The organism is Litorisediminivivens sp. KMU-197 (assembly GCF_056858395.1).
The window spans coordinates 316,732-343,270 of record NZ_JBXEQG010000004.1; the positions used below are offsets into that span (position 1 = coordinate 316,732).

Consider the following 26,539-nt stretch of genomic DNA (forward strand, 5'->3'; position numbering starts at 1 on the left):
TCATCACATGCCGCTGGCGGAGCTCAGCGGTCCGGTGTTCACGGCATCCTCATAGGACTCGAGCGCCGAATCGATGGACCCCGCTTCAACGAAGACATCCGCCACGCCCTTCATGAACTCCTGCGCGCCGCCGCCGAGCCATTTCTCGCCCATCTGCTCGTCGACCGACGGGAAGATGAAGGTCGAGATCGTCTGCATGGTCGCCTCTTCGTCCATGCCGGCATCCTTGGCGATCACCGGGAGCATCTTGTCGTGGTTGGCCTCATCCGCCCACATGGCATTGGCATCCGCCGTGACCTTGAGGAACTTCGCCACTGTGTCAGAATTCTCGGCAACCCAGCCCGCCGGGCCGGAGGTCACGTCGAACACCAGAATGCCCAGCTCTTCCTTTTCGGCACCGGTCAGCAGGGTATTGCCGTGCTCCTTCATCCGGCGCAGCGAGCCACCCCAGCCGCAGGCCATGTCGACCGAGCCCTGTGCGATCGCGGCCGCGCCGTCCGGCGGCGCCATGTCAACCACGTCGAGCGACGCGACGTCGACGCCGAAGTGGCTCATCTGCTTGAGGAAACCGTAGTGCGCCGCCGTGCCCAGCGGCACTGCGACCTTCTTGCCGGCCAGTTCGCCGGCGCTGTCCTTGTCGATCTCGAGGTCTTCGCGAACGACGCAGTTGTCGTTTTCGGAATAGCTGACCGCCACGTCGAGGATCTGCAGGTCCTGCCCTGCGCTGGTGGCCACCACGAAGGGCGGCACGCCCTGACTGACCGACATCTGCACGTCGCCCGAGGCCATCGCCGCCGACATTGCCGTGCCAGTGTCGAAGCTGACCCAGTTGACCGGCATGCCGAGCGCCTCGTCATACATGCCTTCCTGCTTGGCGTACTGGAACGGCATCGGCCATTCGAGGAAGTACCCCACCGTGATGCCGTCGCTGTGGCTTGCCGCCAGCGCTGCCTGGCTTGAGGCCAGCAGGGCAGCACCCGCCGCCGCACCCATGAGCGTCCGTGTAATCGTCATAGTCATCTCCCGTGTTGGTGGTACCGTCGTGCGGCACCTATATTGCCGGCGTTTTGCCGGGCCCGTCCCGGATTCTCCGGGACGTCGCTGCAATCCGAACGGAAATCGGCGCTTCGATCAATGAAAAACTTTGCACGGGTCAAAATTCGTCGTGCGCGCCTCCGCCCCCACAGTACGCAACATTCGGCAATTTTCCGTCGGCCCCGATTACGAAAACGTCTTTCCACGGAGCGAAACCGTCATGCCTGAAAAATAGGCTCTTCCTTTTTGCGCTCAGCCTGTCTTGAATGCGGCGTCGCGATGCGGCCGCCCGGAGGGCAGGCCCATGCGGGGAAGAACACGGGTTTGTGCAGGAGGACGCCATGGACGGCAATCTGAACGAGAACGACATCAGCCGGGTGGTCGAGGCCGACAAGGCGCATATCTGGCATCATCTGATGCAGCACAAACCCTTCGAGACCTCCGATCCGCGCGTCATCATCGAAGGCAAGGGCATCCATGTCTGGGACCAGCACGGCACCCGGTTTCTGGATTCCGTTTCGGGCGGGGTCTGGACCGTGAACGTGGGCTATGGCCGCGAACGCATCGCCGATGCGGTGCGCGACCAGCTGGTCAAGCTGAACTATTTTGCGGGCACCGCCGGGTCGGTTCCCGGATCGCGGTTTGCCGAGAAGCTGCTGGAAAAGATGCCGGGCCTCAGCCGCGTCTACTATTGCAACTCGGGCTCCGAGGCCAATGAGAAGGGCTTCAAGCTGGTTCGCCAGATCGCGCACAAGCGCTACGGCGGCAAGAAGCACAAGATCCTCTACCGCGACCGCGATTATCACGGCACCACCATCGGCTGCCTCTCGGCGGGCGGTCAGGACGACCGCAATGCACAGTACGGGCCGTTCACGCCGGGCTTCGTGCGGATCCCGCATTGCCTGGAATACCGCAAGCACGAACAGGACGGAGCGCCTGAGCAGAACTACGGCGAATGGGCCGCCGACCAGATCGAACAGATCATCCTGCGCGAAGGCCCCGACACCGTGGGCGCGCTCTGCCTTGAGCCGGTGACGGCGGGCGGCGGCGTGATCCTGCCGCCGGACGGCTACTGGCCCAAGGTGCAGGAGATCTGCCGCAAGTACGATATCCTGCTCCATATCGACGAGGTGGTCTGCGGCGTCGGGCGCACCGGCACCTGGTTCGGTTATCAGCACTACGGGATCGAGCCCGACATGGTGACCATGGCCAAGGGCGTGGCCTCGGGCTATGCGGCGATTGCCTGTCTCGTCACGTCGGAGAAGGTGTTCGAGATGTTCAAGGACGACGCTTCGGACCCGCTGAACCATTTCCGCGACATCTCGACCTTCGGCGGCTGCACGGCCGGGCCGGCGGCGGCGCTTGAGAACGTGGCGATCATCGAGGAAGAGGGCCTGCTGGAGAACACCACCGAAATGGGTCACTACATGCTGGACCAGTTGCAGGCGCTGAAAGACAAGCACCGGATCGTCGGTGACGTGCGCGGCAAGGGGTTGTTCCTGGGCATCGAACTGGTCGCAGACCGCGACAGCAAGGACCCGGTGGCCGAGGCGCAGATCGCGGCCTGCGTCGCCGATTGCAGCAAGAACGGGGTCATCATCGGCTCGGCCAACCGCTCGGTGCCGGGACGCAACAACAGCCTGTATTTCTCACCTGCGCTGATCGCCAGCCGCGACAACGTGGACGAGATCGTGTCGGCGGTGGACGGCGCGCTTGGCCGGGTGTTCGGCTAAAGCGGATTGAGTAACAACGCGCCCCGGCCCTGAGCCGGGGCCTGCCCGCATACGCCATGAGGGTCCGGTCCCGGAAGGGTGTGGCGCTAGACCAATCCCAACATCTTTTCGCGCCGGATCACGTAGAGGATCGCCACCATCCCCGCCAGCCCGGTCACCAGCATGATCCACAGCAACGGCCACGCCCCGGTCCCCGGCTGAAGCAGCGCGCCCGCCAGTGCCGACAGACCAGCGCCACCGCCGATCATGATCGCGCCGCCCAGGCCGCTGGCCGTGCCCGCCAGATGCGGCCGCACCGACAGCGTTCCGGCGGTTGCATTTGGGATGGTCAGGCCGTTGCCGAGGCCGACGAAGGTCATGAAACCGAAGAAACTCAGCGCCGAGCCGTAGCCCAGAGCGAAGACCAGTATGGACAGGCCCAAACCCAGGGTATTCACGTAGGTGCCCCAGAGGATCATCCGGTTGATCCCGAACCGGGCCGAAAACTTGCCCGACAGGCCGTTGCCGATCAGGTAGCCCACCGCCGGCGCTCCGAACAGCACGCCCAACAGCGCCGGATCGAGCGAGAACACCTCGGACCCGACGAAAGGCGCGCCGCCGAGGTAGGCGAAAAAGGCCCCCGACGACAGCGCCGCTGCCAGCGCATAGCCCCAGAACCGGGGCGAGGCGATAAGCTCGGGGTATTCGCTGAACTGCTGTACCAGCGTCTGACCCGAGCGAACCTTGGTTTCACCCAGATCGCGCCAAGCCAGCCAGAAGGTCGCCGCACCGGTGGCGAACAACAGCCAGAACGAGGCCTTCCAGCCCCAGACCTCATCGAGAACGCCCCCAATCATCGGGCCGATCATCGGCACAACCGCCATGCCCATGGTGACATAACCGATCATCGATGCCGCCTGGTCTTGGGGCACCATGTCCCGCACCACGGCGCGGCTTAACACCATGGCAACGACGACGGCGGCCTGCGCCATACGGCAGATCAGGAACACGGTGACATTGGGCGCGAAGATGCAGCCCAGCGTCGCCACCAGAAACACTGCCAGCCCCGCAAGGATCACCGGCCGCCGCCCCAGCTTGTCCGAAAGCGGGCCGATCACCAATTGCAGGCAGGCATTCACGCCAAGGTAGATCGCCACTGACAGCTGCATCAGGCGATACTCAGTATCGAAGTAGGCGGTCATCCCCGGCAGCGATGGCAGGAAGATGTTCATCGCCAGCGCCGACATTCCCGCAAGCAGGATCAGCGTGAAGATATGTGGCGGGGTGGAGCGGTCGAGGAAACGGACCACAGGCTGGACTGACATGGCCAAAGGCTTACGCCTGCCACGCCGGGCTGTCCATGTACACAGGCCAGCAAACCGGTCGGTAGGTTAGGTTACGCTGCGCACAAAACCTGTGCAATTCTGCTGACATCTCTAGATTTGCAAATTTGCGAAAGCTGTAGCGAAGTGATTTGCAAATATTCCATCTTCTCCTTGTCTCGTCGCTGCACCGCAGTATGGTCGCGGGAATTGCAAAGGGGCCCGCCATGAAAGACATCCTTCAGGAACTCGAAGACCGCCGCCACGACGCCCGCATGGGGGGCGGACAGAAGCGCATCGACGCGCAGCACGCCAAGGGCAAGCTCACCGCCCGAGAGCGCATAGAGCTGCTGCTCGACGAAGGCAGCTTCGAGGAATACGACACCTTCGTGTCACACCGCTGCACCGACTTCGGGATGGAGGACAACCGTCCGGCAGGGGACGGCGTGGTCACCGGTTGGGGCACCATCAACGGCCGCATGGTCTATGTCTATTCACAGGATTTCACGGTCCTTGGCGGATCGGTCAGCGCCACCCATGCCCAGAAGATCTGCAAGATCATGGACATGGCCATCCGCAACGGCGCCCCGGTGATCGGGCTGAACGACTCGGGCGGTGCGCGCATTCAGGAAGGCGTCGATGCTCTGGCGGGCTATGCCGAGATCTTCCAGCGCAACATCATGGCGTCGGGCGTGGTACCGCAGATCTCGGTCATCATGGGGCCCTGCGCGGGCGGCGCGGTCTACTCCCCCGCCATGACCGATTTCATCTTCATGGTGAAGGACAGCTCCTACATGTTCGTCACCGGCCCTGACGTGGTGAAGACCGTGACCAATGAACAGGTCACCGCCGAGGAACTGGGCGGTGCCTCGACCCACACCCGCAAGTCCAGCGTCGCCGATGGCGCCTTCGAAAACGACGTGGAAGCCTTGGCAGAAGTTCGCCGGCTCGTCGACTTCCTGCCGCTGAACAACCGCAACAAGCCCCCGGTGCGGCCGTTCTTCGACGACGTGAACCGGCTGGAAGACAGTCTCGACACGCTGATCCCGGAGAACCCCAACACGCCCTATGACATGAAGGAATTGATCCACAAGGTCGCGGACGAGGGCGATTTCTACGAGATCCAGGAAGAGTTCGCCAAGAACATCATCACCGGTTTCATCCGGCTTGAAGGCCAGACCGTTGGTGTCGTCGCCAACCAACCGATGGTGCTGGCAGGCTGCCTCGACATCGACAGCTCGCGCAAGGCGGCGCGTTTCGTGCGTTTCTGCGATGCCTTCGAGATCCCGATCCTGACCTTCGTGGACGTTCCCGGTTTCCTGCCCGGCACCAGCCAGGAATACGGCGGCGTCATCAAGCACGGCGCCAAGCTGCTGTTCGCCTATGGCGAGGCGACCGTGCCCAAAGTGACGGTCATCACCCGCAAGGCCTATGGCGGCGCTTATGACGTGATGGCCTCGAAACACCTGCGCGGCGACATGAACTATGCCTGGCCCACGGCCGAGATCGCGGTGATGGGCGCCAAGGGCGCGACCGAGATCCTCTATCGCTCGGAGCTGGGTGACAAGGAGAAGATCGCCGAGCGCACGCAGATGTACGAGGACCGCTTTGCCAATCCCTTCGTCGCCGCCGAGCGCGGGTTCATCGACGAGGTGATCATGCCGCATTCGACCCGCAAGCGGGTCAGTCGGGCCTTCGCGGCCCTGCGCAGCAAGAAGCTGACCAATCCGTGGAAGAAACACGACAACATCCCGCTGTAAGCGGCGCGCCGGAGACACCCTGATGAAACCCCGCTGGCACATCACCCGCGATGCCGATGGCCTGACCCTGTCACGCCACGCGCAGGCGCGGTTCGACGTCGCCGCGACGGCGGAGTTTCCGCCGCTCAGGATGCTGCCGCTGGCACAGATGATTCGGCAGGACCTCTGGCGGTTGCTTCAGCGGCTGCGCGGCTTTACCCCGGTCGTCGATATCCGTCGCGTCGCCGAGGGTTTGCAGGTCACGGCAGGCGGATCGGTTGCCGGATCCTTCCCAAAGCTGCGCACTGAAGCGCAAATCGGGGCGTTTCTGGCCGATCCGGATCACCGCGCCCGGTGGCAACGCTGTGCCAGGTTGACGTCGCGAAAGGATGTGTTATGAGCCTTCTTCGAGACAAGGTCAAAGCGGCGCGAGGGGGACCAAATCGCCGCGCAGCCCCGGCGGGAGGAGCCTGGAAACGGGGTCGGGGCTGCCACTTGTCGACAGCCTTTGTCACCACGATATCGCTGACCTTCACCGCCACCATTGGCACCGCTTCGGCCGATCCCGAGGCGATCGAGCTGCCTTCAGGCCAGCCAATAGAAGTGCTCGAATACCACGACGAGACCGCCACTGCCGACGGTGTCTTCCGGGCGCGCTTTCTGGTCCCCGGCCTGAGCGGCGAGGCCGACCTCGAGACGGTGTTCACCGACCTCGAACACCTGTGCAACACCGCCGCCCTTTCCGAGGTCGCGGCACGCGGCGCCGAACCGCGCCGCATCGTCGTCTCGATCAGCGCCGAACCGTTGGAACTGGGCACCATCGCGCCCGATGTGCCGCAATATTTCGAGTCCTACACCGTTGAGGACGGCACCTGCATCTGGGAACTCTACTGATGGAAATACTACATCTTGCGGAACGCGCGGGGTCGGGTCACGGGTCTGCGGCTTTCATGACACATGACATCGCACCGCGCGAAATAGCGTATATTTCCGAATACTTATCCACTAACCTTAAGGCGGGTTACCCCAAAGTGACCTCACCTCTGTGGCGGTATGGTGCCGGATTTCGCGTCCGGGACCGTGCCGTTTTGACTGACAGGAGAAACTTATGTCCAAGAGCATCAAGCTCATCGCAGCGCTTGGCCTCTTCACCGTTGTTTCCGCGTGCGCGCAGCAGCAGCAGGAAGAGTATGTCGTCGTGGATCCGGAGCCGATTTCGGTCGAGCCCGTCTACACCGGCAAATACAAGTAAGCAGACTCTGGGGCAGGCCCTCGGGCCTGCCCCCCTTTGCGTCGCCCCCGCTCCCGGAGGTGCGGCATGATCAAGCATCGCGGCTTCCCCGGCCGCCTTCCGGGCACCGATTTCCAGTTCATCATCCGCCGCTTCAATCCCAAGGGTGCGACGCCGCTGATCCGGCGTGAACGCTATCGCGACCGCCGTGCTCCCGACCGGCGCGCCGACCTGTGGTTCATGGCCGCCCTCTGGCAGCATTTCGGGACCGAGCCATTCGTGCGCGGCAACCTCGACGGTGGCCGGCTCAGCTGGCTGTTCGGACGCGAGGTGCTGCCCTACGACGATCCCTTCGATCCGACCTCCTATGATGCTCAGCTCGTCATTGACGAGGACGCCGCCCGGCGTGCCTTTCCCGAAGCCTTTGAAGACGGCGGACCGTTGCAATGAGCGCCTTCTTGCTGAGCCTTGCCGTAAACGCGCGGCACCTTGCCGATCGCAGGAAGACGCATCGGATTGCCTTGGATTTCGCCGAATCTGCGCGCAGGCTCGGCTCTACACGAGTGCGGCGGGAGTCCCAGTCTTATCCTGCCAATCACCGTTACCCTTTGACCTGCGGGCGGCTCTGCGTGTCCCCTTCGCATCCGCCCGCACCTTTTTCGCGGCCCTGTCCTGTTGCAGCGACCGTTAATAACTGTCGCCAAATAGCATCACCCTGTCCGCATTCCGTGCAACGCGCGGTTGCTCGCGGCGCTCTGCCTGTTACCGTCAATGTCACCGAGCCGCTGGCACAAGGGGCAGAAAATGAGAGCAGGACAACCGATGTTTTCCATCATGGTACTGGTATCCGTACTGGTCGCCTTAGCTGGCTGCAGCCGAACCGAGATGACGTCCAGGTCCGGCTGGTCGATGGTGCACCAGATCCCGCGTTAAACCCGCTTCCTCTCACGACTCATGAACGGCTTCCGGCGTGCTTTGCGCCGCGAGGCCTTTTTGTCGTGTCCGCCAAGGTCCTCAAGGAGTCCGCATGTTCAACAAGATCCTGATCGCCAACCGCGGCGAGATTGCCTGCCGTGTCATCAAGTCCGCCCGCAAGATGGGCATCAAGACGGTGGCGATCTATTCCGACGCCGACAAGCACGCGCTGCACGTCAAGATGGCCGATGAGGCGGTGCACATCGGCCCGCCACCCGCCAACCAGTCCTACATCGTGATCGACAAGGTCATGCAGGCGATCAAAGAGACCGGCGCCGAGGCGGTGCACCCCGGCTATGGCTTCCTGTCCGAGAACCCCAAGTTCGCCGAGGCGCTGGAAGCCGCCGGCGTAGCCTTCATCGGACCGCCCAAGGGCGCGATCGAGGCGATGGGCGACAAGATCACCTCGAAGAAGATCGCGCAGGAGGCCAACGTCTCGACCGTGCCGGGCTATATGGGCCTGATCGCGGACGCCGAGGAGGCCGTGAAGATTTCGAACGAGGTCGGCTACCCGGTGATGATCAAGGCCTCCGCCGGTGGCGGTGGCAAGGGGATGCGCATCGCCTGGAACGACGATGAAGCGCGCGAAGGCTTCCAGTCGTCCAAGAACGAAGCGGCAAGCAGCTTCGGCGACGACCGTATCTTCATCGAGAAGTTCGTCACGCAGCCGCGCCACATTGAGATCCAGGTGCTGGCCGACCACCACGGCAATGCGATCTATCTGGGCGAGCGCGAATGCTCGATCCAGCGCCGGAACCAGAAGGTCATCGAAGAGGCGCCCTCGCCTTTTCTGGATGAGGCCACGCGCAAGGCGATGGGCGAGCAGTCGGTTGCCCTGGCCAAGGCCGTGGGCTATGCCAGCGCCGGCACCGTGGAATTCATCGTCGATGGTGAAAAGAACTTCTATTTCCTCGAGATGAACACCCGCCTGCAGGTGGAACACCCGGTCACCGAACTGATCACCGGCGTCGACCTTGTGGAACAGATGATCCGTGTCGCCGCGGGCGAACAGCTTTCCCTTACCCAGGACGACGTGAAGCTGACCGGCTGGGCCATCGAAAGCCGCCTTTATGCCGAGGACCCCTACCGCAACTTCCTGCCCTCCATCGGCCGACTGACCCGTTACCGTCCGCCCGCCGAGATCGCAGCGGGGCCGCTTTTGACGAACGACAAGTGGCAGGGCGAGGCACCCTCCGGCGCCACCGCCGCGCGCAATGACACCGGCGTCTTCGAGGGCGGCGAGATCAGCATGTACTACGATCCAATGATCGCCAAGCTCTGCACCTGGGCGCCGACCCGGCCCGAGGCCATCGAGGCGATGCGCGTGGCGCTCGACTCGTTCGAGGTTGAGGGCATCAGTCACAACATCCCTTTCCTGTCAGCGGTGATGGATCACCCGAAGTTCGCCTCCGGCAACATGACCACCGCCTTCATCGCCGAGGAATATCCCGACGGCTTTCAGGGGGTCGAGCTTGACGACACCGCCCTGCGCCGCATCGCTGCCACCTGCGCCGCGATGAATCGCGTTGCAGAGATCCGGCGGACACGCGTCTCGGGACGGCTCGACAACCACGAGCGGCGGGTGGACAACAAGGCCTGCGTTTCGCTTCAGGGCAGCACCTACAACGTCACTATCCAGCCTGATCATGACGGTGCCACGGTGACCTTCGAGGATGGCGGTGCGCTGCGGGTCGAGGGCAGCTGGACCCCCGGCATGACGCTGGCCTCGATGAAGGTCGATGGCGTGCCGCTGGTGTTGAAGGTCGACAAGATTACCCATGGGTTCCGCGTGCGGTCGCGCGGGGCGGATATCAAGGTTCATGTCCGGTCGCGCCGCCAGGCGGAACTGTCCTCGCTGATGATCGAGAAGGAAGCCCCCGATACCTCGAAGATGCTGCTCTGCCCGATGCCCGGGCTGATCGTGAAGGTCGATGTCGAGGAAGGCCAGGAGGTTCAGGAGGGTCAGGCGCTGTGCACCGTCGAGGCGATGAAGATGGAGAATATCCTGCGAGCCGAACGCACCGGGGTGGTGTCTAAGATCAACGCTGCGGCCGGTGACAGCCTTGCCGTCGATGACGTGATCATGGAGTTCGAATAACCCCACCATGGCGGCGCTGGGCTGGATAGCGACCTTTCCTGCGGTCTGGCCGGTTATCGGCGTCGTCCGCCACGGCGGCGCCCGGCCCGGTCGATGGGCTGCGGCGGCAGGCGTTCACCCGCCGGCGCGTCGGTCGCGAATCTCCTGCTGGCGCAGCGGCATCTTGTCGATGGACCTGCCGATTTCGCGGACCGACCACGGGAATGGCTTGCGCAGGTATACCGCGCCGTCCTTGCCCACCAGCACCAGCATGAAGCCGCGCGGGCGCAGCTTTTCGCGCAGCGGCGTCAGGGTCGAAGGGTCGGTGTCGATCAGCACCACAACGTCGCGGACCGCCAAATCCTCCAGCCGCTCTTCGATCAGGTCCATCTGCTGGATGAAGCGCGGGTCGTTCGGACTGTCGGCGAAGACGACCAGGGGGCGTTTGAGCCATAAGTACTCGGCCAGATCGTGCTCGCCCGCTGGAACGATCACCGGATCGGCTTCGACCACGACCTCTTCGGCCCCTTCCGGGCCCTCCTCGACGACAGCGTCATCCTGCGCCGCCACGGCGGGCGCCGACACCATCAAGGCCAGGATCAAAAACCGGAACATATGGGCCATGGGTCCTCCTTGCTCCCAGCATATAGGCACTGTCCCCCCGATTGCGACTGAGAATGGCGTGAGTGTGCGTCAATGCAACCCATTTCGCAGGTGCCCCGGCCCTGCCCCGTCTGAAAGGAAGACCCGATGAGCCCGACGAAAGACGACTGGAAGACCCTTGCGGAAAAGGAACTGCGCGGCCGCCCGCTGGACGACCTGACCTGGCAGACGCTTGAAGGCATCCCGGTGGCGCCCCTCTATACCGAAGAGGACACCGCCGGCCTGCCGCACATGGGGTCGCTGCCCGGCTTCGCGCCGTTCACTCGCGGGCCGAAAGCCACGATGTACGCGGGGCGTCCGTGGACCATCCGCCAATATGCGGGGTTCTCGACGGCTGAGGAATCCAACGCCTTCTACCGCCGCAACCTTGCCGCCGGACAGCAGGGTGTGTCGGTGGCCTTCGACCTTGCGACCCACCGCGGTTATGACAGCGATCATGCCCGCGTCGTCGGCGATGTCGGCAAGGCCGGCGTGGCCATCGATTCGGTCGAGGACATGAAGATCCTGTTCGACGGCATCCCGCTGGATCAGGTGTCGGTGTCAATGACGATGAACGGCGCGGTGATCCCGATCCTGGCCTCCTTCATCGTCACCGGTGAGGAACAGGGCCACGACAAGTCGGTGCTCTCGGGGACCATCCAGAACGACATCCTCAAGGAGTTCATGGTCCGCAACACCTACATCTATCCGCCCGAACCCTCGATGCGGATCGTGTCGGACATCATCGAATACACTTCGAACGACATGCCGCGCTTCAACTCGATCTCGATCTCCGGCTACCACATGCAGGAGGCCGGCGCGAACCTCGTGCAGGAGCTGGCCTATACGCTGGCCGACGGCCGCGAATACGTGCGTGCCGCCATCGACGCCGGAATGGACGTCGACAAGTTCGCCGGCCGGCTGTCGTTCTTCTTCGCCATCGGCATGAACTTCTTCATGGAGGCCGCCAAGTTGCGCGCCGCCCGCCTGCTCTGGCACCGCATCATGACCGAGTTCGGCGCCAAGAACGACCGCTCGAAGATGCTGCGCACGCATTGCCAGACCTCGGGCGTCTCGTTGCAGGAACAAGACCCCTACAACAACGTCATCCGCACAGCGTACGAGGCAATGTCGGCGGTGCTGGGCGGCACGCAATCGCTGCACACCAACGCACTCGATGAAGCCATCGCCCTGCCCACCGACTTCTCGGCCCGCATCGCCCGCAACACGCAATTGATCCTGCAGGAGGAAACCGGCGTCACCAACGTGGTCGATCCGCTGGCCGGCTCCTACTACGTCGAGAAACTCACCCACGACTTGGCCGAAAAAGCCTGGGAACTGATCGAGGAGGTCGAGGAGATGGGCGGCATGACCAAGGCCGTGGCCTCCGGCATGCCCAAGCTCCGCATCGAGGAATCGGCCGCCACCCGGCAGGCGATGATCGACCGCGGCGACGAGGTGATCGTCGGCGTCAACAAGTACCGCAAGGACAAGGAAGACCCGATCGACATCCTCGACGTCGACAACGTCAAGGTGCGCGACAGCCAGATCGCCCGGCTCGAACGCATCCGCGCCAGCCGCGATCAGGCTGCCTGCGACGCGGCGCTCGACGAACTCAGCCGCCGCGCAAAGGACGGCGGCAACCTTCTGGAAGCGGCGGTCGAGGCCGCGCGTGCCCGTGCCAGCGTAGGAGAAATCAGCATGGCGATGGAAAAGGTATTCGGACGGCACCGCGCCGAGGTGAAGACCCTCGCGGGCGTCTACGGCGCGGCGTATGAGGGCGACGAGGGCTTTGCGGCGATCCAGAAATCGGTCGAGGAATTCGCGGCGGACGAAGGCCGCCGCCCCCGCATGCTGGTGGTCAAGATGGGCCAGGATGGCCACGACCGGGGCGCCAAGGTGATCGCCACCGCCTTTGCCGACATCGGCTTCGACGTCGACGTCGGCCCGCTGTTCCAGACGCCCGAAGAGGCCGCTCAGGACGCCATCGACAATGATGTCCACGTGGTCGGCATCTCGTCACAGGCGGCGGGTCACAAGACGCTGGCGCCGCAGCTGATCGAGGCGCTCAAGGCCAATGATGCGGGCGACATCATCGTGATCTGCGGCGGGGTCATTCCGCAGCAGGATTACGAGTTCCTGAAATCCAAGGGCGTGAAGGCGATCTTCGGGCCGGGCACCAACATTCCTGAGGCCGCGCAAAACATCCTGAAACTGATCCGCGAAGCCCGGGCCTGATCCGTCATAGACGTCCGGCACACATGCTTGCGGCCGGACGCCGAAATTCCTTCGATGGATTCCGCAAGGTCCGTCGGCGGGTGTTCGCACTTTGGCGTGTCGACTTGACGTCCGGCTTTCAGCGTCGGGCGCGACGCCACCCGGACTTGCGCGCCTCGGCTTCGCTGCAGAACCAACGCTCGCCCTTGCGTGGCGAGATCCTCGTGCGGCTGTACCACTTCTGCCCCGGCACATGGTATATTCGCTCGCCCTTCGACGAGATGTTGCCCTTGATCCTGCACTTCGCCTGCGTCGGCACCGCCGATGCCCCTTGGTTGCGCCGGAACGCTTCGGGCCGGAGCACGACCGAAGTCCAGAGCCCGCGTCCAGCCGCCAAGGCCTGCGCTTCCTGCGCGACGTAGCGGGTCGAGTACTTCTTGTAAGCAAACGCCAGCCCGGCGGTCACCAGCGCCTCGCCCACGTCCGCGCCACGCAGGTGGCAGATCGCCACGACGCGGCCGTAGCGATCCCTGTCGCGCGGCGCGCAGCGCAGGGTCTCGTTGTCCAGCCAGCGCCGGAGTTCACGGGTCACCTCGCGCCCGCACGGCCAGACGCCGGTGGCAGGGTGCCGGCAGGTCTGAGACTGCTCGACCGAGTCGATACCGAACAGCCGGATTCGGGTGTCGCCGACCTCTAGGGTGTCACCGTCGATGACACGCGCGGAACCGATGATTTCGTTGGGTGCAGTCTGGGCGGGGCCCGGGGTCAGCGCAGCAAACCCCAGCAGGAAGGGAACAAGCCGTAAACAAACTCTTAACATTTGGTTAATGTGCGGCGTTCGCAGACATCGCACAAGCCAAATTTGTTAAGAAAGGTTAACGGAAAGTTAATACGGCATTGGGTGCGCCCGGTGGGCGGCGTCCAGTGCGGCCAGCACTTCGTCGCTCAGGGTAACTTCTGCCGCACCCAAGGCATGTTCCAACTGCGCCTGCGTCGTCGCGCCGAAGATCGTCGAGGTCACGAAGGGCCGCCCCGTCGTCCACGCCAGCGCCATGTGCACCGGGTCGAGCCCGAAATCCCGTGCAATTCCCACGTAGACATCCGCCACAGGCAACACGCGGTCATTCATTCGCCCGCCCAACTTGGGGTTCAGCGACATGCGCGAGCCTTCGGGCACGGTTCCGCCGGAATACTTTCCGCTCAGAAGCCCGCAGGCCAAGGGCGAGAACGGCAGCAGCCCCACGTCTTCGTTGCAGCACATCTCGGCCACGTCGGTGTCGGCCAGCCGGCACATCAGCGAATATTCGTTCTGCAAAGACGCCACCCGCGGCCCGCCGACGCGCTTGGCCGCCTCGATCCACTGGGTGGTGCCCCAGGCGCTTTCGTTGGACAGGCCAAAGGCGCGGATCGTGCCGCGCTCGACCTCACGCTGCAGGGCACCAAGACAGGCTTCCATGTTGGCCACCGTTTCGGCGCGGTTCTGTCCGGAGGGATCGTAGTGCCAGTTCTTGCGAAACATGTAGGAGCCCCGGTTGGGCCAGTGAAACTGGTAGAGGTCGATGTAATCCGTCTTCAGCCGTTTCAGCGATCCCTCGATGGTCCGGGGAATGCTTTCGGCGGTGATCGGCGCGCCGCCGCGCGCTTTCGACCCTTCGCCCGAGTGCTTGGTGGCCAGGACCACATCGCTCCGCCGTCCCGACGCGGCAAACCATTCACCGATGATCTCTTCGGTCAGCCCGATGGTCTCGGCCCGGACGGGATTGACCGGATACATCTCGGCGGTGTCGACGAAATTGACCCCGGCGTCCAACGCGCGGCTGATCTGCGCATGGCCATCCCCGGCCTCGGTCTGGGTGCCGAAGGTCATGGTGCCGAGGCAATATTCGGATACCTCGATGCCGGTACGGCCGAGCGGATTGGTCTTCATGGTGTGCGGTCCCTCACTGAGTTCGCGGCGGACCCTAGCGCGCCGGAGCGGAAGTTAAAGCCCCGTGCGGGCGTCTTCTCTTGCGTAAGCCTCAATGGGACGCTTGAGAACATATAGCGAACACTTACAATGCGGGCATGAGTCGCCATCACGCCCTTCTCACCCGCGCGCCACATCAGGCGCGGCCGGCGCTGTCGGTGATGGGAGAGTTGTCGCTGACCCGGATGCGGGTGCACGAGGTCTGCGGAAGGGCGCGGCGGACGCTGGCGGCCTGGATCGCCGGCGCGGTGCAGAAGGCCGAGCACGGCCCGGTGATCTGGGTCGCGCCGGCTTGGGACGCGGAGACGCTCTTCACCCCCGGTCTGGCGCAGGTCTGCGCGCCCGATCGGTTTCTCTTTGTCCGGCCGTCGCGCGCCGAGGATATCCTGTGGAGCCTCGAAGAGGTGCTGCGCTCGGGCGCGTCGCCGCTGGTGGTGGGCGATCTGCCCGGTCTGCCCAGCCTGACGCAGGTGCGGCGCATGCATCTCGCGGCCGAGGCCGGGGCCGAGGCGATGGGCAGCGCGCCCCTCGGGCTGCTGCTCACACCGGGGTCCGAGGGCGGCGCGCCGGGGGTGGAAAGCCGCTGGCGGCTCGATCCCGCGCATGGACCCGAGGCCGCCGGCTGGGCGCTGACCCGTCTGCGCGCACGCACCGCACCGCTGCGCAACTGGCGGGTGACCGAAGGCCCGGACGGCCCGGAACTGGCCCGCCCCTCCGGGTGCCCTTCCGGGTGATTGTCACGGTGCTGCCGAATTTTCTCCGCATTCGGCTGGTTAACCGGGGGTGGTGAAGGAGACTGCCATGCCGCAACGCGCGCCCATCCCCGAGGACGAGGTCCTCTGCCTTCGTCCGGTCCCGGAAGGCACCGGCGACGCGGTAGGATGGATCGGCGGCGGTCCCTGCCTGGCGCCCGGACAGCCCTGGCCCGAAGTCGACGGCGCGCCGGCCCGTTTCCTGGCGCAGATCGACCTTTCGGCGCTACCCGACGCGATGTGGCGTGGCTATGGCCCGCGCACCGGCTGGCTGAGGCTGTTTCTCGGCGCGGGGGGCGAACCCTGCCTGATCCACAGCGAAACGCGGGGCGCCCCGGCGGACGGTCCTTCCGGGCCACGGCGCGAGCTGGGCTATGACGCGGCACACATACCACATGCGCAGCCACCCGCCTTCGACCTGAACAACCCCGCCTGCCAGCCGGTGGACCTGACAAGCGCCCGCAGCCTGATCGCGGCATTGCAGGCCGAGCTGAACCGTGGGCAGGCCTATCTTGACGCCCTCGCTGCGAAATGCAGCCCGGTCCCGGTGGACCGCCCCGGCAGCCAGGGCATCTGGGGCCGGATGCTGCGCGCCAGACCCCGGAACGAGCCGGTGCCCCCCGCGCTTGCCAATCCCGGAATCTTGATCACCGGTCGTGCCGATATCGACCGTGCCCGCGAGGTGCTGGACCGGTTGTCCGACGTGCTGGACCGGGCCGATGATCCCTTGCCCCGTGACGCCGTGCTGCTGCTCAGCGACGCGCTGAGCCATGTGACCCTGCCGCTGTTTCTGACCGAAGCCGCGCCGGACTTGCCCACCGCGCCGAACGCGCCGACGTCCCTGCGCATCTACCAGCGCAACGTGCCTGCCACCGCATCGGCCCAGGCGCCGCAGGGCATGCCGCAAAGTGACTGGGCCGAGGTCTGGCACAAGGACCTGAAGCGCCACGCCCTTACGCTTCTGACCCACACGCCCGGGCAGCTTCCCGAGGCGCTTCACCCGCTCTGGACCCGCGCGCTTTACCACGAGACCGATGGCATGAGCCTGACGCTGGGCGAAATGGGCAGCACACCCGACGGTGCCGTCGCGGTGCTGATGCGCCTGCCCGACCGGCCTCTGACCGGCTGGGACTGGGGCGGCGCGACGTTGACGGTCTGCTTGCCGCTGGGCGCTCTGGCCGTCGGCGACTTCTCAGCCGCCTTCGTACTCTGGACGGACACGGGCCCGCAGGGCGCACCGGAGGTGGTGCCGATGCTGAAGGGTCAGGAGCAGTAAAGCTCGTAGAGCAGTCCGATCATGCGCCGGGTCTTGTCGTCAGCCAGCGAATAATAGATCGCCTTGCCCTCGCGCCGGGTGGACACAAGCCCTTCGTCGCGCAGCCGCGCCAGCATCTGGCTGACAGCGGCCTGCCGCATGCCAAGCGCCTCTTCCAGCGCGCCCACGGACATTTCCTCCTGCACCAGATGGCACAGGATCATCAGGCGGCCCTGATGCGCAAGCGTCTTCAGATACCCGGCTGCCGTTTCGGCATTGCGGGTCATCTCGTCAAATCCGGGTTTGGGTTGTTCGTCCTTCACGGGGTGCAATTAGCTCGTAAATAATAATCGCGTCCAGCCATATCACACCGGACATCGTTACCGCAATCACGTCTCCTGCGGCGGCGCGCCGCCACCAAAGACGTTTCCGTTCACGTAATCGCAAGGGCCCTCTTGCATCTCGAGGTGCAGCCCGTCGCCGGTATAGGGATGCGCTCGCGCCAGATCCTCGTCGACCTCGATCCCGAGGCCCGGAGCGTCAGGCGGCGTGACGAAGCCGCCTTCGACGATCAGACTGTTCCGGATTAGGTCGGCGTGGAACCCGGTCTCGATGGTCTCGATCATCAGGAGATTGGGGATTGCGGCGGCAAGGTGGATGTTGGCCGCCCATTCCACCGGCCCGGCATAGAGATGCGGCGCGACCTGCGCATTGAAGGCCTCGGCCATGGCGGCGATCTTGCGCACCTCCCAGATGCCGCCGGCGCGGCCCAGCGCCGGCTGCAGGATGGACGCGCCGCCGGTCTGCAGGAGGGTGCCGAACTCGGCCCGTCCGGTCAGCCGTTCGCCGGTCGCAACCGGGATACGCACCGCCTGCGCGACCTTGGCGAATTCAAGCGGGTTGTCGGGCGGGATCGGTTCCTCAAACCACAGCGGCTGGTAGGGTTCGATTGCGTTTCCCAGCCGGATCGCGCCACCGGTGGTGAACTGCCCGTGCGTGCCGAACAGCAGATCCGCCCGGTCGCCCACCGCCTCGCGGATCGCCTTGCAGAAAGCCACCGACGTCGAGATATCCGACATCGCCGGCATGTGTCCGCCGCGGAAGGTGTAAGGCCCCGCCGGATCGAACTTCACCGCCGTATAGCCCTTTTCCACGAGATCCAGCGCGCTCTCCGCCGCCATTTCAGGCGAGGCCCAGAATGCCGGCATCTGGTGGTGCGACAGCGGGTAGAGGTAGGTATAGGCACGCAGCCGTTCGTTCATCATCCCGCCAAGCAGCGCCCAGACCGGCCGTTCCCGCGCCTTGCCGAGGATATCCCAACAGGCGATCTCCAGCCCCGAAAACGCCCCCATCACCGTCAGGTCGGGCCGCTGCGTGAAGCCGCTGGAATAGGCGCGGCGGAACATCCGTTCGATGTTTTCGGGATTTTCGCCCGCCATGTGCCGTTCAAAAACGTCGCGGATCACCGCCTTCATCGCCGCAGGTCCCACCGAGGCTCCATAGCACTCGCCCCACCCAGTGATGCCGCAGGCCGTCGTCACCTTGACAAGGATCCAGTAGCGCCCGCCCCAGCCCGGGGCCGGCGGGGCGGTGACAATCACGTCGAGATCGGCAAGTCTCATCACAGTTCCTTCAATGGGAGGCGAAAATGACCCACGTGCGCATCCTTGGACCTGACGATATCGACCTGCTTCTGAATGTCACGCCGGGGCTGTTCGATTGCCCCGTACTGCCTGATCAGGCCCGCGTTTTCCTCGATCCCGGAAGACAGGCGATGGCGGCGGCCTTCGACGCGGGTGAGATGGTCTCCTTCGCCTCTGGCAGCGTGCTGATCCACCCGGACAAGCCCCCGGGGTTCTTCATCAACGAGGTCGGCACCCGGGAAAGCCATCGCAGGCAGGGTCACGCCCTCGCGGTGACGCTTGCGCTGGTCGCCCACGCCCGCGGCATGGGTTGCGACGGCATCTGGTTGGCGACGGAGCCCGACAACGCCCCGGCGCTGGCACTCTACCGCACGTTGGACGCCGAGGAACAGCCGTTGGTTGGCTTCGGCTGGGACGGTGCCTTCGATCCGGTCTGAGGTCACTTGAACAGGATCACGTTGCGCCGCGCGGCGCCCGAGCTTGTGTCGGCAATCGCCTCGTTGATCTGGTCCAGCCGCCAGCGGCCCGAGACCAGTTCGTCCAACTTCAGACGGCCTTGCTCGTAGAGGTCCGCCATCCACGGAATGTCGCGCTGGATCACCGCGTCGCCCATCTTGGAGCCGATCATCGACGTGCTCATGAAGGCACTGACCACCGGCTCGTACTCGGCCATCGCGCCCGAGGCCGGCATCCCCACCATCACCATGCGCCCGCCCCAACCGAGATAGCGTTGCGCCTGATCGTAGGCAGGGATCGCGCCCACGGCGACGGCCACGAGGTCGGCCCCGCGTCCGCCCAGCGCCTCCTGCGCCTCTTTCCAAGGGGCTTCGCCGGAGGCCAGCACGCCATGAGTGGCGCCGAAGTCCCGCGCCATCGCGAGCTTTTGCTCGCTCATGTCCACCGCCACGATGCGCCGCGCGCCGGCGATCTTCGCGCCCTGTATGGCGTTCAGGCCGACGCCGCCGGCGCCGATCACCACCACGTCCTCACCAGCGCGCAGCTTTCCCGCATTGACCACCGCGCCGATCCCGGTGATCACCCCGCAGCCCAGCAGCGCCACGCTCTCGGCCGGCATGTGGTCGGGCAGCTTAACCACCTGGTTCTGATCGACGACCACCCGTTCCGCAAAAGCACCGCAATTCATCGCCGCCTCGACGTGGTGGTCTGAGCTGTCGCTCAGCTTCGAGGCTGCCGGCGCGGCGGAATCGCAGATTGCCGGCTTGCCCGCAGCGCAATTGCTGCAGACGCCGCAGGCCTTGATCAGCGTGACCACCACGAAATCGCCCTCCGACAGGCGCGTCACCCCGTCGCCCAGCGCGGTGACCCGGCCTGCGGCCTCGTGCCCAAACACCGCCGGAAGCGTGCCGCCCCATGCGCCCGATGCATAAGTGATGTCGGAGTGGCAGATCGCCACTGCGTCCAGCGTGACCTCGATCTCTCCGGCGCCGGGCGGGCGCAGCGTAACCTCCTCGACCTGAAGCGGCGCGCCAAAAGCGCGGAGGACGGCGGCCTGAATTTTCGGCATGGGCGGGCTCCCTTTTGCCGCCACTCAAGCAAACCCAATGCGGCGTGGAAACCCGGAAACGTCAGGGCGGCATAAAAGGACGCAAGGTCAACACGTGACGCCGGCGGCCGGCGGCCGGTGTCCCGGACCTGCCTTGAACCTTATTTATCAGCGAAAAGGAGGAGGTCCCGGCGCGAGGCCGGGACGCGGGTCGTCAAACGCGCGGCAGGTGTCCGATTTCGCGCAGGAACTTCACCAGCACCTCCGCATAGGCTTCGGGGCGTTCCACGCAGGCCAGATGCCCGGCGCGCCGGATCAACTCCATCCGCGCACCCGGTATCAACTCTACTGTCTCGCGCACCAGGTCCGGTGGGGTCGCGCCGTCGTCGCTGGCGGCAATCCCAAGGCATGGCAGCCGCAGTCCCGACGTCGGCGTGTAGAAATCCGTCCCGGAGATTGCCGCACAGCATCCGGCATAGCCCCCGGTGTCCTGCGCCCTTAACATCGCGCGCACCGCCCGCGCCTGCGGCGCGTAACGGAACCGGCGCGTGAACCACCGTGCCATAAGCGCGTCGGACAGCGCCGCCGTGCCACCCTTCCGCACTTCCTCGATCCGGGCGTCCCATTGCGCCGGAGTGCCGATCTTGGCCGCGGTGTTGGACAGCACCAGCGCCCGCACCTGATCAAGCCGTTTCACCGCCAGCCCTTGCGCCACCATGCCACCCAGCGACAGCCCGACAAAGACCGCGTCTCGCACCTTCAGGTGATCCAGTAACCCTTCCGCATCGCGCACCATCGTGCCCATGCCGTAGGGCGCTGCCGGACAGTCGGACCGTCCGTGGCCGCGCATGTCAAAGCGGATCACTCGCAGCCCCTCGGGCAGAAGGTCCACCACCGCGTCCCAGATCTCCAGATTGCAGCCGAGCGCGTTGGCCAGCACGAGCGGCGGGCCGGCGCCCTCGTCCCGATAATGCAGGCTGATGCCGTTCACCTGGGCCTCAGCCATCGCCGCGCCCTGTCAGCCGCAGATGCGCCATGATCTGCCCGTGGTCCGATGCCAGCTTGTTGTAGGGCGCTTCGGGATGGCTACCGTCGGTCAGGTGGTCGTTGAACGCGCTGAAATACTCCATTTCGCCGATGCGTCCGGGATAGTCTGGATGGAAGTGCCGCGACAGGTAAATCTGGTCGATGCTTTCGAAGGTACCGCCGAAGGCCGAGGTATAGACCATGTCGCGCAACGACTTGCGGACGAACAGCTTCTCGGCCGAATGCAGCCGAACCCGCTCGACCGCTTTTGTGATCTGTTCGCTCTCCTGCGGCGTATAGCGGTCCGATCGGTGCTTTGCGTCGTGTCTGAGCATCCAGGCATAGTTTCGGAACGGCACCTCGCCGGCGATGATTTCGGAACTGACCGCGTGTTCGCCATCGTTGAAATCGCCCAGCGCGATCACCGGCCTGCCCTTCTCCAGTTCGGCAAGGATCTCTCGGCGCAGCACCCATGCCTCGGCCATGCGCCGGACGGCGGCGCGCAGGCTGCCCATGGCGCGGCCCAGCGGATCGTAACGTGTCAGGTCCTCTTCGGGCGCGAAGGCCGCCCCCGCTGGACGGATATATTCGCCTAGCTTCGACTTCAGGTGGCAGTTGAACACTGTCACCTCCTGCCCAGCCACCGGGATACGCGCCTTGAGCAGCGGCCGCGACAGGCGATGCAGGGTGAAGCTGCCACTGTCGCCCGCGTCCAGACCGCGCAGCGGTGCAAAGGGGATCGTCAGAGGCGTCTCGAGATCCTGAATCACCTCGGGATCGCCCGCGAACCCAAAGCGCGACAGGATTGCCACGCCCGGCCGCCGCTCGCCCGGCAATCCTTCGTCGGCGGCATTGGGCGCAAAGGCCAGTGCCGCGTCCTCATAGGTGCGATAGGCCAGCTTCCGGAAGATCGCCTTCTTGTGATACCGCCGCGTCGCATCCGGGATCGAGGCCGCGTTGAGCACGGCACCGCGTGCATCGGCCTCTTCGACGACGTCGGTCAGGGCCCCTTCCTCGAAAATCTCCTGAAAGCCCACCACGTCGGCGTCGAGCGTCAGTATCTGGTCCGCCAGCCAGTCCTTCTTCCAGGCGTATTCCTCGGGCGTGTAGCTCTGGTAGCGATAGTATTCCTTGTCCGGTCCGATCAGGTTCTTCACGTTGAAAGAAGCGATGGTGAATTCGGTCATGACAGTTCCTCGCTGCGCGGATCGTCCGAAGGAAGCACCGCAGGTCTCTTTGCGCAAGCCCATGGCCGCGACAAGCCTCTGGACCGGTCGGGGCCGGCGTCACGAAAGCATTAACCGACCATTAACGCTGCCCAAATATGATGCTGTGCACCGATCATGAACTCATCGCAGGAGACCCGGTATGCATGCGGACCAAGAAGTCTCAGTGACCAGACCGCGGGGCAGTGACCTGCACCATCATATATTGCAGTTCCTGCGGCTCGTTGATGCCGCCCCCGAAGACGATTTCGACAAGTTCACCCGCCTTGTGCGGACCGCCGTCGGGGTGCCGGTCGCGCTGGTCTCCTTCGTCGAGGAAACCCACAATCGACAGTACTTCAAAAGCCAGACGGGTCTGAGCGGCCAATGGGCGCTGGACCGGCAGACCCCTCTCAGCCATTCGTTCTGCCAGTTCGTCAAACGCGACAACCGCCCGCTGATTGTCGAGGATGCGTTACGGGATGCGCGGGTGCGCAACAACCGGGCGGTGGCCGAGCTTGGCGTGCGGGCCTACCTGGGCACCGCCGTCCATTTGCCAGACGGCCAGCCGCTGGGGGCGATCTGTGCCATCGACACCGTGCCGCGCGCCTGGAGCGTTTCGGACATGGAATTCATGATCGACATCGCCGCCTGCGTCTCGGACCAGATCAAGCTGCGCATCGCGCTTCATGGCACTCTTCGCTAGACCGACGGATCAGGCATCAACCTCGACGATTTCGAAATCGCCGACGCCCACCACCTTGGCCAGTTGCTTCAGCCGGGTCTGCACCGCATCGCTGTCGGGCAGGCTGGTGTTGTCGAGGATCTCCAGCCGCACCGCATCGCTGTCGATCCGCAGCCGGGCATGTGCCAGTATCTCGGGCACGCTGGCCGAGAAGCGGTGGCCGAGCAAAAGGGTGCGCCCGAGGATCTCGGCACGTTTGACCTCGTTGTCGCTGAGGACGCTGTCGGTCACCTCCTTGACGGCGCCGTCCACCTTGCCGCCGTAGCGAGCAAGGATCGCCACCGCCAGAAAGGCGCGTTCGGCATGCGACACCCCGATGAAGGGGAATTGCAGCAGCCGTTGGAAGCTGTCCATGGCGCGGATCTTGGCGTGCTCGCGCCAGGCGATGTCGGTCAGTGCACAGGCTGCCAGCCGCAAGCGCCGGTCGCTCTGGGCCTCGCCGGGAAACAGGTCCTCGGTCCAGCGCGCCAGCGCCGCGCTGAACGCCGGCACCCGCGCGGTGGGCAGCCCTATCGCCTGCGCGCCTTCCAGCAGCGGATCGCGGTACTGCTCCGACGCGTCGAGTTGGCCGTAGAGCCAGCCCTCGCGCAGGCCGTAGGCCGAAAAAACCACCCGTTCGGGTTTCAGCTGCTTGAGCACCCGGTTCATCACCAGCGCCGAGGCCGGCAAGGTCTCGATCCGGCGGCTGGGCACGTCGGGCAGTTCGGCGACCTCCTCGGGCGTCATCCTGGCAATGTCCTTGGCGATACTGCGCAGCTCGTCGGTGGCCATTTCGTAGCCGTGCACCGCGTTGATCGGTCGCCGGTTCATGGCGATATGCACCCGGGCCAGCGCCCGCCAGCCGCCGCCGATGGCATAGAACACCGGGTCGGTCAGCATCGGCGGCAGGTTCTCCTGCAACACCGCATCGACGTGATCCTTGGCCGCGCCATAGCTGTCCTGCATCTTCGCGGTGACCGGGAAAGCGCCTAGCGGCATCGAGGTTGTGCGCTCGCCCACCCGATCCGCGACCACCTCGGCCACTTCGAGACTGCCACCGCCGATATCGCCGACCATGCCCTTGGGTTGAAAGAAGCCCGAGATCACGCCCAGAGCGGTGAAATGCGCCTCTTCCTCACCGGTCAGGATACGCGGCTCCAGCCCGGTCCTGTCACGGATCGCGTCGATCAGGTCCTTGCCGTTCTTGGCTTTCCGCGTCGCCTCGGTGGCCAGCACGTCAATGCGTTCGACCTCCATCGCACGGGCGATGGCGTCGAGCCGCAGGATGGCGTGCAGCGCCGCCTTGAGCGCCTTTTCGGAAAAGTGCCCGTCGTCGTCCAGCCCGGCGCCCAGCGCCACCATTGCCTTTTCGTTGAAACGTGGGAAGGGCGCGCGGCTGAGATCGTCGTAGACCACCAACCGGATCGAGTTCGACCCGATGTCGATGACGCCGTAATGGCTTTGCTGCCTGTCGAGGATGCGGTTGGTTTCGATCTCGATGACACGGGGCTGGCTGCCGTCGGCGGTGGGTGCATCTGGCATCGGGTCGGCCTCCCAATTGGCGTATCGGTCCCCGAGCATCGCATTGGCGCGGCGGCTTCGTCCAGTCCGCAGCGGTCGCGATGTCACGAACCGCAGTCCCGGACTTGATCCGGGACCTCTTTGCCAGCGTGAGGTGAGGTCCCGGACACTGTGGCACGAACCGTGAGCGTCGCGCCCTACCCCGCCCGCAACGCCCGCGCGAAGACCTCCGGATCGACATTGCCGCCCGAGATCGTCGCCACGACCGTGTAGGACTTCAGGTCTGCCCCATGAAACAGCGCTGCCGCAAGCGCCACCGCGCCGCCGGGCTCGGCCACCACCTTCAGGTGCGCAAAGGCCAGCGCCATGGCGCGCAGAGCTTCCACCTCTGTGACCACCAGGCCCGACCCGGCCAGCCGGTTCAGGATCGGAAAGGTCAGCTCTCCCGGCGAGGGCGTCAGGATGGCATCGCAGAGCCCGCCCGCCTCGGTCGCGTTGCGCTCGCGCCGGCCACTTCGCAGAGACCGGGCCACGTCGTCATAGCCCTCGGGCTCGACCGTCCGCACCTTCAGCCCCGGGGCCGTTGCTTCCAGCGCCAGCGCGGTGCCCGAGGAAAACCCGCCACCACCGCAGCACACCAGCACCTCGGCCTCGGCGATGCCCATCTCGCCCGCCTGCTCTGCGATCTCCAGACCGCAGGTACCCTGCCCCGCGATCACCTGGGGGTCGTCGAACGGACGGATCAGCGTCAGTCCTCGGCTCTCGGCCAGCTGCGCGCCCAGCGCATCCCGGTCCTCGCTGCCGCGATCATAAAGCACCACCTCGCCGCCATAGCCCCGCGTATTCGCTATCTTCACCTGTGGCGCGTCCGAGGGCATCAGGATCACCGCCGGCACACCGAACATCCGCGCCGCCAGGGCCACCCCCTGCGCGTGGTTGCCCGACGAAAACGCCAGCACGCCGCGCGCCCGCACCTCGGGCGCCAGCGCCGACACCGCCGAGGTCGCGCCCCGGAACTTGAAGCTGCCGGTGTGTTGCAGGCATTCCGGCTTTACCAGCACGTGCCGGCCCGCGATCTCGTTCAAAAACGGCGACGATAGCAGCGGCGTGCGGCGCACCAAGGTGCCGATCCGCGCGCAGGCCGCTTCGATCATCTCGATGTTCATGCCATTTCCCGCAGCCATGCCTGCAATACGGCCAGCGCCTCCGGTTCGTCCAGAAACGGCACATGCCCCCGGTCCGGAACCACCGCCACATTCGCATCCGGCCGGCGCCTTTGCATCTCGGCCAGCGTCTCGGGCGACAGCAGGTCGGAGTTGGCGCCCCGGATGATCGCCAGCGGCTTGCCTTCAAAGGCGTCGAACATTGGCCAGAGATCCGGTGCCGGCTGCGCGCCTGCCGCGATCACCGCGTCGCGCAGGCGCGGGTCATAGGTGATGCGCAACCCGTCGTCGGTCTGGTCGTAGAACTTCTCGACCTCGGCGCGCCAACGCTTGGACGGGACGTTTGCGAAACCCGCCATCACGGCCGGACGCGCGGCGGCGGCTTCGTCATAGGTCCTCCACACCGGTTGCTTGCCGAGATAGCCCATGATGACCTCGAGCCCGCCCGGCGCGATCACCGGTCCGATGTCGTTCAACGCCACGCCGCGCAGCACGTCGGGCACCGTCGCCGCCAGTGCCATCGCCACCAGCCCGCCGCGCGAGGTTCCCAGCAGCGCGACGCGGTCCAGTCCCAGATGTGCCAGCAGCTCCATGACATCCGCCGCCTCGCGCGGGATGGTGTAGGTCAGGGGGTCGTCGGCGAACTGCGATTTTCCCCGCCCGCGATAATCCAGCCGGATCACCCGGCAGCCTGCCTCCAGCAGTTGCGGCGTGACGTAGGCGAAGTCGCGGCTGTCGCGGGTCAGGCCCGACAGGCAAAGCACCGGCAGACCGTCGCCTTCATCCTCGTAGAACAGCGTCAGCCCGTCGGAGGTCTGGAACGTCGCCAT

25 protein-coding genes are annotated in these 26,539 nt (G+C 65.2%); 12 read left to right on the forward strand and 13 right to left on the reverse strand.

Annotation, left to right across the window (positions count from 1 at the left end; all coding sequences use genetic code 11):
• Positions 1-3: 3 nt before the first annotated feature.
• Positions 4-1,014, reverse strand: a complete 1,011-nt coding sequence (locus tag AC04PT_RS11615; RefSeq protein WP_482873849.1) for a taurine ABC transporter substrate-binding protein — start codon at positions 1,012-1,014, stop codon at positions 4-6.
• 362 nt (positions 1,015-1,376) lie between these two features.
• Here AC04PT_RS11615 and AC04PT_RS11620 point away from each other — a divergent pair, with 362 nt between their 5' ends.
• Complete coding sequence (locus tag AC04PT_RS11620) at positions 1,377-2,768, forward strand: aminotransferase family protein (RefSeq protein WP_482873850.1); 1,392 nt, start codon at positions 1,377-1,379, stop codon at positions 2,766-2,768.
• An 86-nt stretch (positions 2,769-2,854) separates the two neighbouring features.
• On the opposite strand, the gene AC04PT_RS11625 is transcribed toward AC04PT_RS11620, so the two are convergent.
• Positions 2,855-4,072 carry a multidrug effflux MFS transporter gene (locus tag AC04PT_RS11625; RefSeq protein WP_482873851.1) on the reverse strand — a complete coding sequence of 406 codons (1,218 nt, stop codon included), beginning with the start codon at positions 4,070-4,072 and terminating at the stop codon, positions 2,855-2,857.
• A 224-nt stretch (positions 4,073-4,296) separates the two neighbouring features.
• Between AC04PT_RS11625 and AC04PT_RS11630 the strand changes: the two genes are divergently transcribed.
• The 6 genes from AC04PT_RS11630 (at position 4,297) to AC04PT_RS11655 (ending at position 10,112) form a co-directional block, all read left to right on the forward strand.
• Positions 4,297-5,829 carry an acyl-CoA carboxylase subunit beta gene (locus AC04PT_RS11630; protein WP_482873852.1) on the forward strand — a complete coding sequence of 511 codons (1,533 nt, stop codon included), beginning with the start codon at positions 4,297-4,299 and terminating at the stop codon, positions 5,827-5,829.
• Positions 5,830-5,851: 22 nt separating this feature from the next.
• Positions 5,852-6,208 carry a hypothetical protein gene (locus tag AC04PT_RS11635; RefSeq protein WP_482873853.1) on the forward strand — a complete coding sequence of 119 codons (357 nt, stop codon included), beginning with the start codon at positions 5,852-5,854 and terminating at the stop codon, positions 6,206-6,208.
• 95 nt (positions 6,209-6,303) lie between these two features.
• Positions 6,304-6,702: a DUF6497 family protein gene (locus AC04PT_RS11640; protein ID WP_482873854.1), complete on the forward strand. Its 399-nt coding sequence runs from the start codon at positions 6,304-6,306 to the stop codon at positions 6,700-6,702.
• Positions 6,703-6,916: 214 nt separating this feature from the next.
• Positions 6,917-7,060 (forward strand): hypothetical protein, encoded by a 144-nt coding sequence (locus AC04PT_RS11645; RefSeq protein ID WP_482873855.1) that lies wholly within the window; start codon positions 6,917-6,919, stop codon positions 7,058-7,060.
• 66 nt (positions 7,061-7,126) lie between these two features.
• Positions 7,127-7,489, forward strand: coding sequence for a hypothetical protein (locus tag AC04PT_RS11650; RefSeq protein ID WP_482873856.1), 363 nt, complete (start codon positions 7,127-7,129; stop codon positions 7,487-7,489).
• A 577-nt stretch (positions 7,490-8,066) separates the two neighbouring features.
• Complete coding sequence (locus tag AC04PT_RS11655; protein ID WP_482873857.1) at positions 8,067-10,112, forward strand: ATP-binding protein; 2,046 nt, start codon at positions 8,067-8,069, stop codon at positions 10,110-10,112.
• 114 nt (positions 10,113-10,226) lie between these two features.
• On the opposite strand, the gene AC04PT_RS11660 is transcribed toward AC04PT_RS11655, so the two are convergent.
• Positions 10,227-10,715 (reverse strand): DUF4174 domain-containing protein, encoded by a 489-nt coding sequence (locus AC04PT_RS11660; protein ID WP_482873858.1) that lies wholly within the window; start codon positions 10,713-10,715, stop codon positions 10,227-10,229.
• A 126-nt stretch (positions 10,716-10,841) separates the two neighbouring features.
• Between AC04PT_RS11660 and scpA the strand changes: the two genes are divergently transcribed.
• Positions 10,842-12,971 carry a methylmalonyl-CoA mutase gene (gene scpA / locus AC04PT_RS11665; RefSeq protein ID WP_482873859.1) on the forward strand — a complete coding sequence of 710 codons (2,130 nt, stop codon included), beginning with the start codon at positions 10,842-10,844 and terminating at the stop codon, positions 12,969-12,971.
• A 118-nt stretch (positions 12,972-13,089) separates the two neighbouring features.
• On the opposite strand, the gene AC04PT_RS11670 is transcribed toward scpA, so the two are convergent.
• Positions 13,090-13,770: a thermonuclease family protein gene (locus tag AC04PT_RS11670; RefSeq protein WP_482873860.1), complete on the reverse strand. Its 681-nt coding sequence runs from the start codon at positions 13,768-13,770 to the stop codon at positions 13,090-13,092.
• Between the two features lie 66 nt (positions 13,771-13,836).
• Positions 13,837-14,877 (reverse strand): aldo/keto reductase, encoded by a 1,041-nt coding sequence (locus AC04PT_RS11675; RefSeq protein ID WP_482873861.1) that lies wholly within the window; start codon positions 14,875-14,877, stop codon positions 13,837-13,839.
• Positions 14,878-15,014: 137 nt separating this feature from the next.
• Here AC04PT_RS11675 and AC04PT_RS11680 point away from each other — a divergent pair, with 137 nt between their 5' ends.
• Together AC04PT_RS11680 and AC04PT_RS11685 are read left to right on the forward strand one after the other, a co-directional pair.
• Positions 15,015-15,650 (forward strand): ImuA family protein, encoded by a 636-nt coding sequence (locus AC04PT_RS11680; RefSeq protein ID WP_482873862.1) that lies wholly within the window; start codon positions 15,015-15,017, stop codon positions 15,648-15,650.
• 67 nt (positions 15,651-15,717) lie between these two features.
• On the forward strand, positions 15,718-16,944 hold the full coding sequence (locus AC04PT_RS11685; RefSeq protein WP_482873863.1) for a DUF1963 domain-containing protein: 1,227 nt from the start codon (positions 15,718-15,720) through the stop codon (positions 16,942-16,944).
• Here the strand turns inward: AC04PT_RS11685 and AC04PT_RS11690 are convergent.
• Entirely contained in the window at positions 16,932-17,210 is a 279-nt protein-coding gene (locus tag AC04PT_RS11690) for an ArsR/SmtB family transcription factor (protein WP_482873981.1), read from the reverse strand. The genes AC04PT_RS11685 and AC04PT_RS11690 overlap by 13 nt on opposite strands.
• 102 nt (positions 17,211-17,312) lie before the next feature.
• Complete coding sequence (locus AC04PT_RS11695; protein ID WP_482873864.1) at positions 17,313-18,545, reverse strand: mandelate racemase/muconate lactonizing enzyme family protein; 1,233 nt, start codon at positions 18,543-18,545, stop codon at positions 17,313-17,315.
• Between the two features lie 26 nt (positions 18,546-18,571).
• Here AC04PT_RS11695 and AC04PT_RS11700 point away from each other — a divergent pair, with 26 nt between their 5' ends.
• Positions 18,572-19,003, forward strand: a complete 432-nt coding sequence (locus tag AC04PT_RS11700; RefSeq protein ID WP_482873865.1) for a GNAT family N-acetyltransferase — start codon at positions 18,572-18,574, stop codon at positions 19,001-19,003.
• 2 nt (positions 19,004-19,005) lie between these two features.
• Here AC04PT_RS11700 and AC04PT_RS11705 read toward each other — a convergent pair whose 3' ends face one another.
• The 3 genes from AC04PT_RS11705 to AC04PT_RS11715 form a co-directional block, all read right to left on the reverse strand.
• Positions 19,006-20,091 (reverse strand): Zn-dependent alcohol dehydrogenase, encoded by a 1,086-nt coding sequence (locus tag AC04PT_RS11705; RefSeq protein WP_482873866.1) that lies wholly within the window; start codon positions 20,089-20,091, stop codon positions 19,006-19,008.
• A gap of 193 nt (positions 20,092-20,284) precedes the next feature.
• A complete protein-coding gene (pcaD, locus tag AC04PT_RS11710; RefSeq protein ID WP_482873867.1) occupies positions 20,285-21,076 on the reverse strand; it encodes a 3-oxoadipate enol-lactonase in 792 nt (263 codons plus the stop codon).
• On the reverse strand, positions 21,069-22,283 hold the full coding sequence (locus AC04PT_RS11715; RefSeq protein ID WP_482873868.1) for an endonuclease/exonuclease/phosphatase family protein: 1,215 nt from the start codon (positions 22,281-22,283) through the stop codon (positions 21,069-21,071). The genes pcaD and AC04PT_RS11715 overlap by 8 nt, the downstream gene beginning before the upstream one ends.
• 205 nt (positions 22,284-22,488) lie before the next feature.
• Between AC04PT_RS11715 and AC04PT_RS11720 the strand changes: the two genes are divergently transcribed.
• Entirely contained in the window at positions 22,489-23,007 is a 519-nt protein-coding gene (locus AC04PT_RS11720) for a GAF domain-containing protein (RefSeq protein WP_482873869.1), read from the forward strand.
• A 9-nt stretch (positions 23,008-23,016) separates the two neighbouring features.
• On the opposite strand, the gene AC04PT_RS11725 is transcribed toward AC04PT_RS11720, so the two are convergent.
• The 3 genes from AC04PT_RS11725 to AC04PT_RS11735 form a co-directional block, all read right to left on the reverse strand.
• On the reverse strand, positions 23,017-24,567 hold the full coding sequence (locus AC04PT_RS11725; protein ID WP_482873870.1) for a Ppx/GppA phosphatase family protein: 1,551 nt from the start codon (positions 24,565-24,567) through the stop codon (positions 23,017-23,019).
• Between the two features lie 176 nt (positions 24,568-24,743).
• On the reverse strand, positions 24,744-25,712 hold the full coding sequence (locus AC04PT_RS11730) for a threonine ammonia-lyase (protein ID WP_482873982.1): 969 nt from the start codon (positions 25,710-25,712) through the stop codon (positions 24,744-24,746).
• Entirely contained in the window at positions 25,709-26,539 is an 831-nt protein-coding gene (locus AC04PT_RS11735; RefSeq protein WP_482873871.1) for an alpha/beta fold hydrolase, read from the reverse strand. Before AC04PT_RS11735 ends, AC04PT_RS11730 begins: the two co-directional genes overlap by 4 nt.

Bases quoted from the DNA above. Each gene is read 5' to 3' on its own strand.
- AC04PT_RS11615 (WP_482873849.1), bottom strand. From the start codon at position 1,014: ATGACGATTACACGGACGCTCATGGGTGCGGCGGCGGGTGCTGCCCTG.
- AC04PT_RS11620 (WP_482873850.1), top strand. From the start codon at position 1,377: ATGGACGGCAATCTGAACGAGAACGACATCAGCCGGGTGGTCGAGGCC.
- AC04PT_RS11625 (WP_482873851.1), bottom strand. From the start codon at position 4,072: ATGTCAGTCCAGCCTGTGGTCCGTTTCCTCGACCGCTCCACCCCGCCA.
- AC04PT_RS11630 (WP_482873852.1), top strand. From the start codon at position 4,297: ATGAAAGACATCCTTCAGGAACTCGAAGACCGCCGCCACGACGCCCGC.
- AC04PT_RS11635 (WP_482873853.1), top strand. From the start codon at position 5,852: ATGAAACCCCGCTGGCACATCACCCGCGATGCCGATGGCCTGACCCTG.
- AC04PT_RS11645 (WP_482873855.1), top strand. From the start codon at position 6,917: ATGTCCAAGAGCATCAAGCTCATCGCAGCGCTTGGCCTCTTCACCGTT.
- AC04PT_RS11650 (WP_482873856.1), top strand. From the start codon at position 7,127: ATGATCAAGCATCGCGGCTTCCCCGGCCGCCTTCCGGGCACCGATTTC.
- AC04PT_RS11655 (WP_482873857.1), top strand. From the start codon at position 8,067: ATGTTCAACAAGATCCTGATCGCCAACCGCGGCGAGATTGCCTGCCGT.
- AC04PT_RS11660 (WP_482873858.1), bottom strand. From the start codon at position 10,715: ATGGCCCATATGTTCCGGTTTTTGATCCTGGCCTTGATGGTGTCGGCG.
- scpA (WP_482873859.1), top strand. From the start codon at position 10,842: ATGAGCCCGACGAAAGACGACTGGAAGACCCTTGCGGAAAAGGAACTG.
- AC04PT_RS11670 (WP_482873860.1), bottom strand. From the start codon at position 13,770: ATGTTAAGAGTTTGTTTACGGCTTGTTCCCTTCCTGCTGGGGTTTGCT.
- AC04PT_RS11675 (WP_482873861.1), bottom strand. From the start codon at position 14,877: ATGAAGACCAATCCGCTCGGCCGTACCGGCATCGAGGTATCCGAATAT.
- AC04PT_RS11680 (WP_482873862.1), top strand. From the start codon at position 15,015: ATGAGTCGCCATCACGCCCTTCTCACCCGCGCGCCACATCAGGCGCGG.
- AC04PT_RS11685 (WP_482873863.1), top strand. From the start codon at position 15,718: ATGCCGCAACGCGCGCCCATCCCCGAGGACGAGGTCCTCTGCCTTCGT.
- AC04PT_RS11690 (WP_482873981.1), bottom strand. From the start codon at position 17,210: ATGACCCGCAATGCCGAAACGGCAGCCGGGTATCTGAAGACGCTTGCG.
- AC04PT_RS11695 (WP_482873864.1), bottom strand. From the start codon at position 18,545: ATGAGACTTGCCGATCTCGACGTGATTGTCACCGCCCCGCCGGCCCCG.
- AC04PT_RS11700 (WP_482873865.1), top strand. From the start codon at position 18,572: ATGACCCACGTGCGCATCCTTGGACCTGACGATATCGACCTGCTTCTG.
- AC04PT_RS11705 (WP_482873866.1), bottom strand. From the start codon at position 20,091: ATGCCGAAAATTCAGGCCGCCGTCCTCCGCGCTTTTGGCGCGCCGCTT.
- pcaD (WP_482873867.1), bottom strand. From the start codon at position 21,076: ATGGCTGAGGCCCAGGTGAACGGCATCAGCCTGCATTATCGGGACGAG.
- AC04PT_RS11715 (WP_482873868.1), bottom strand. From the start codon at position 22,283: ATGACCGAATTCACCATCGCTTCTTTCAACGTGAAGAACCTGATCGGA.
- AC04PT_RS11725 (WP_482873870.1), bottom strand. From the start codon at position 24,567: ATGCCAGATGCACCCACCGCCGACGGCAGCCAGCCCCGTGTCATCGAG.
- AC04PT_RS11730 (WP_482873982.1), bottom strand. From the start codon at position 25,712: ATGAACATCGAGATGATCGAAGCGGCCTGCGCGCGGATCGGCACCTTG.
- AC04PT_RS11735 (WP_482873871.1), bottom strand. From the start codon at position 26,539: ATGGCGACGTTCCAGACCTCCGACGGGCTGACGCTGTTCTACGAGGAT.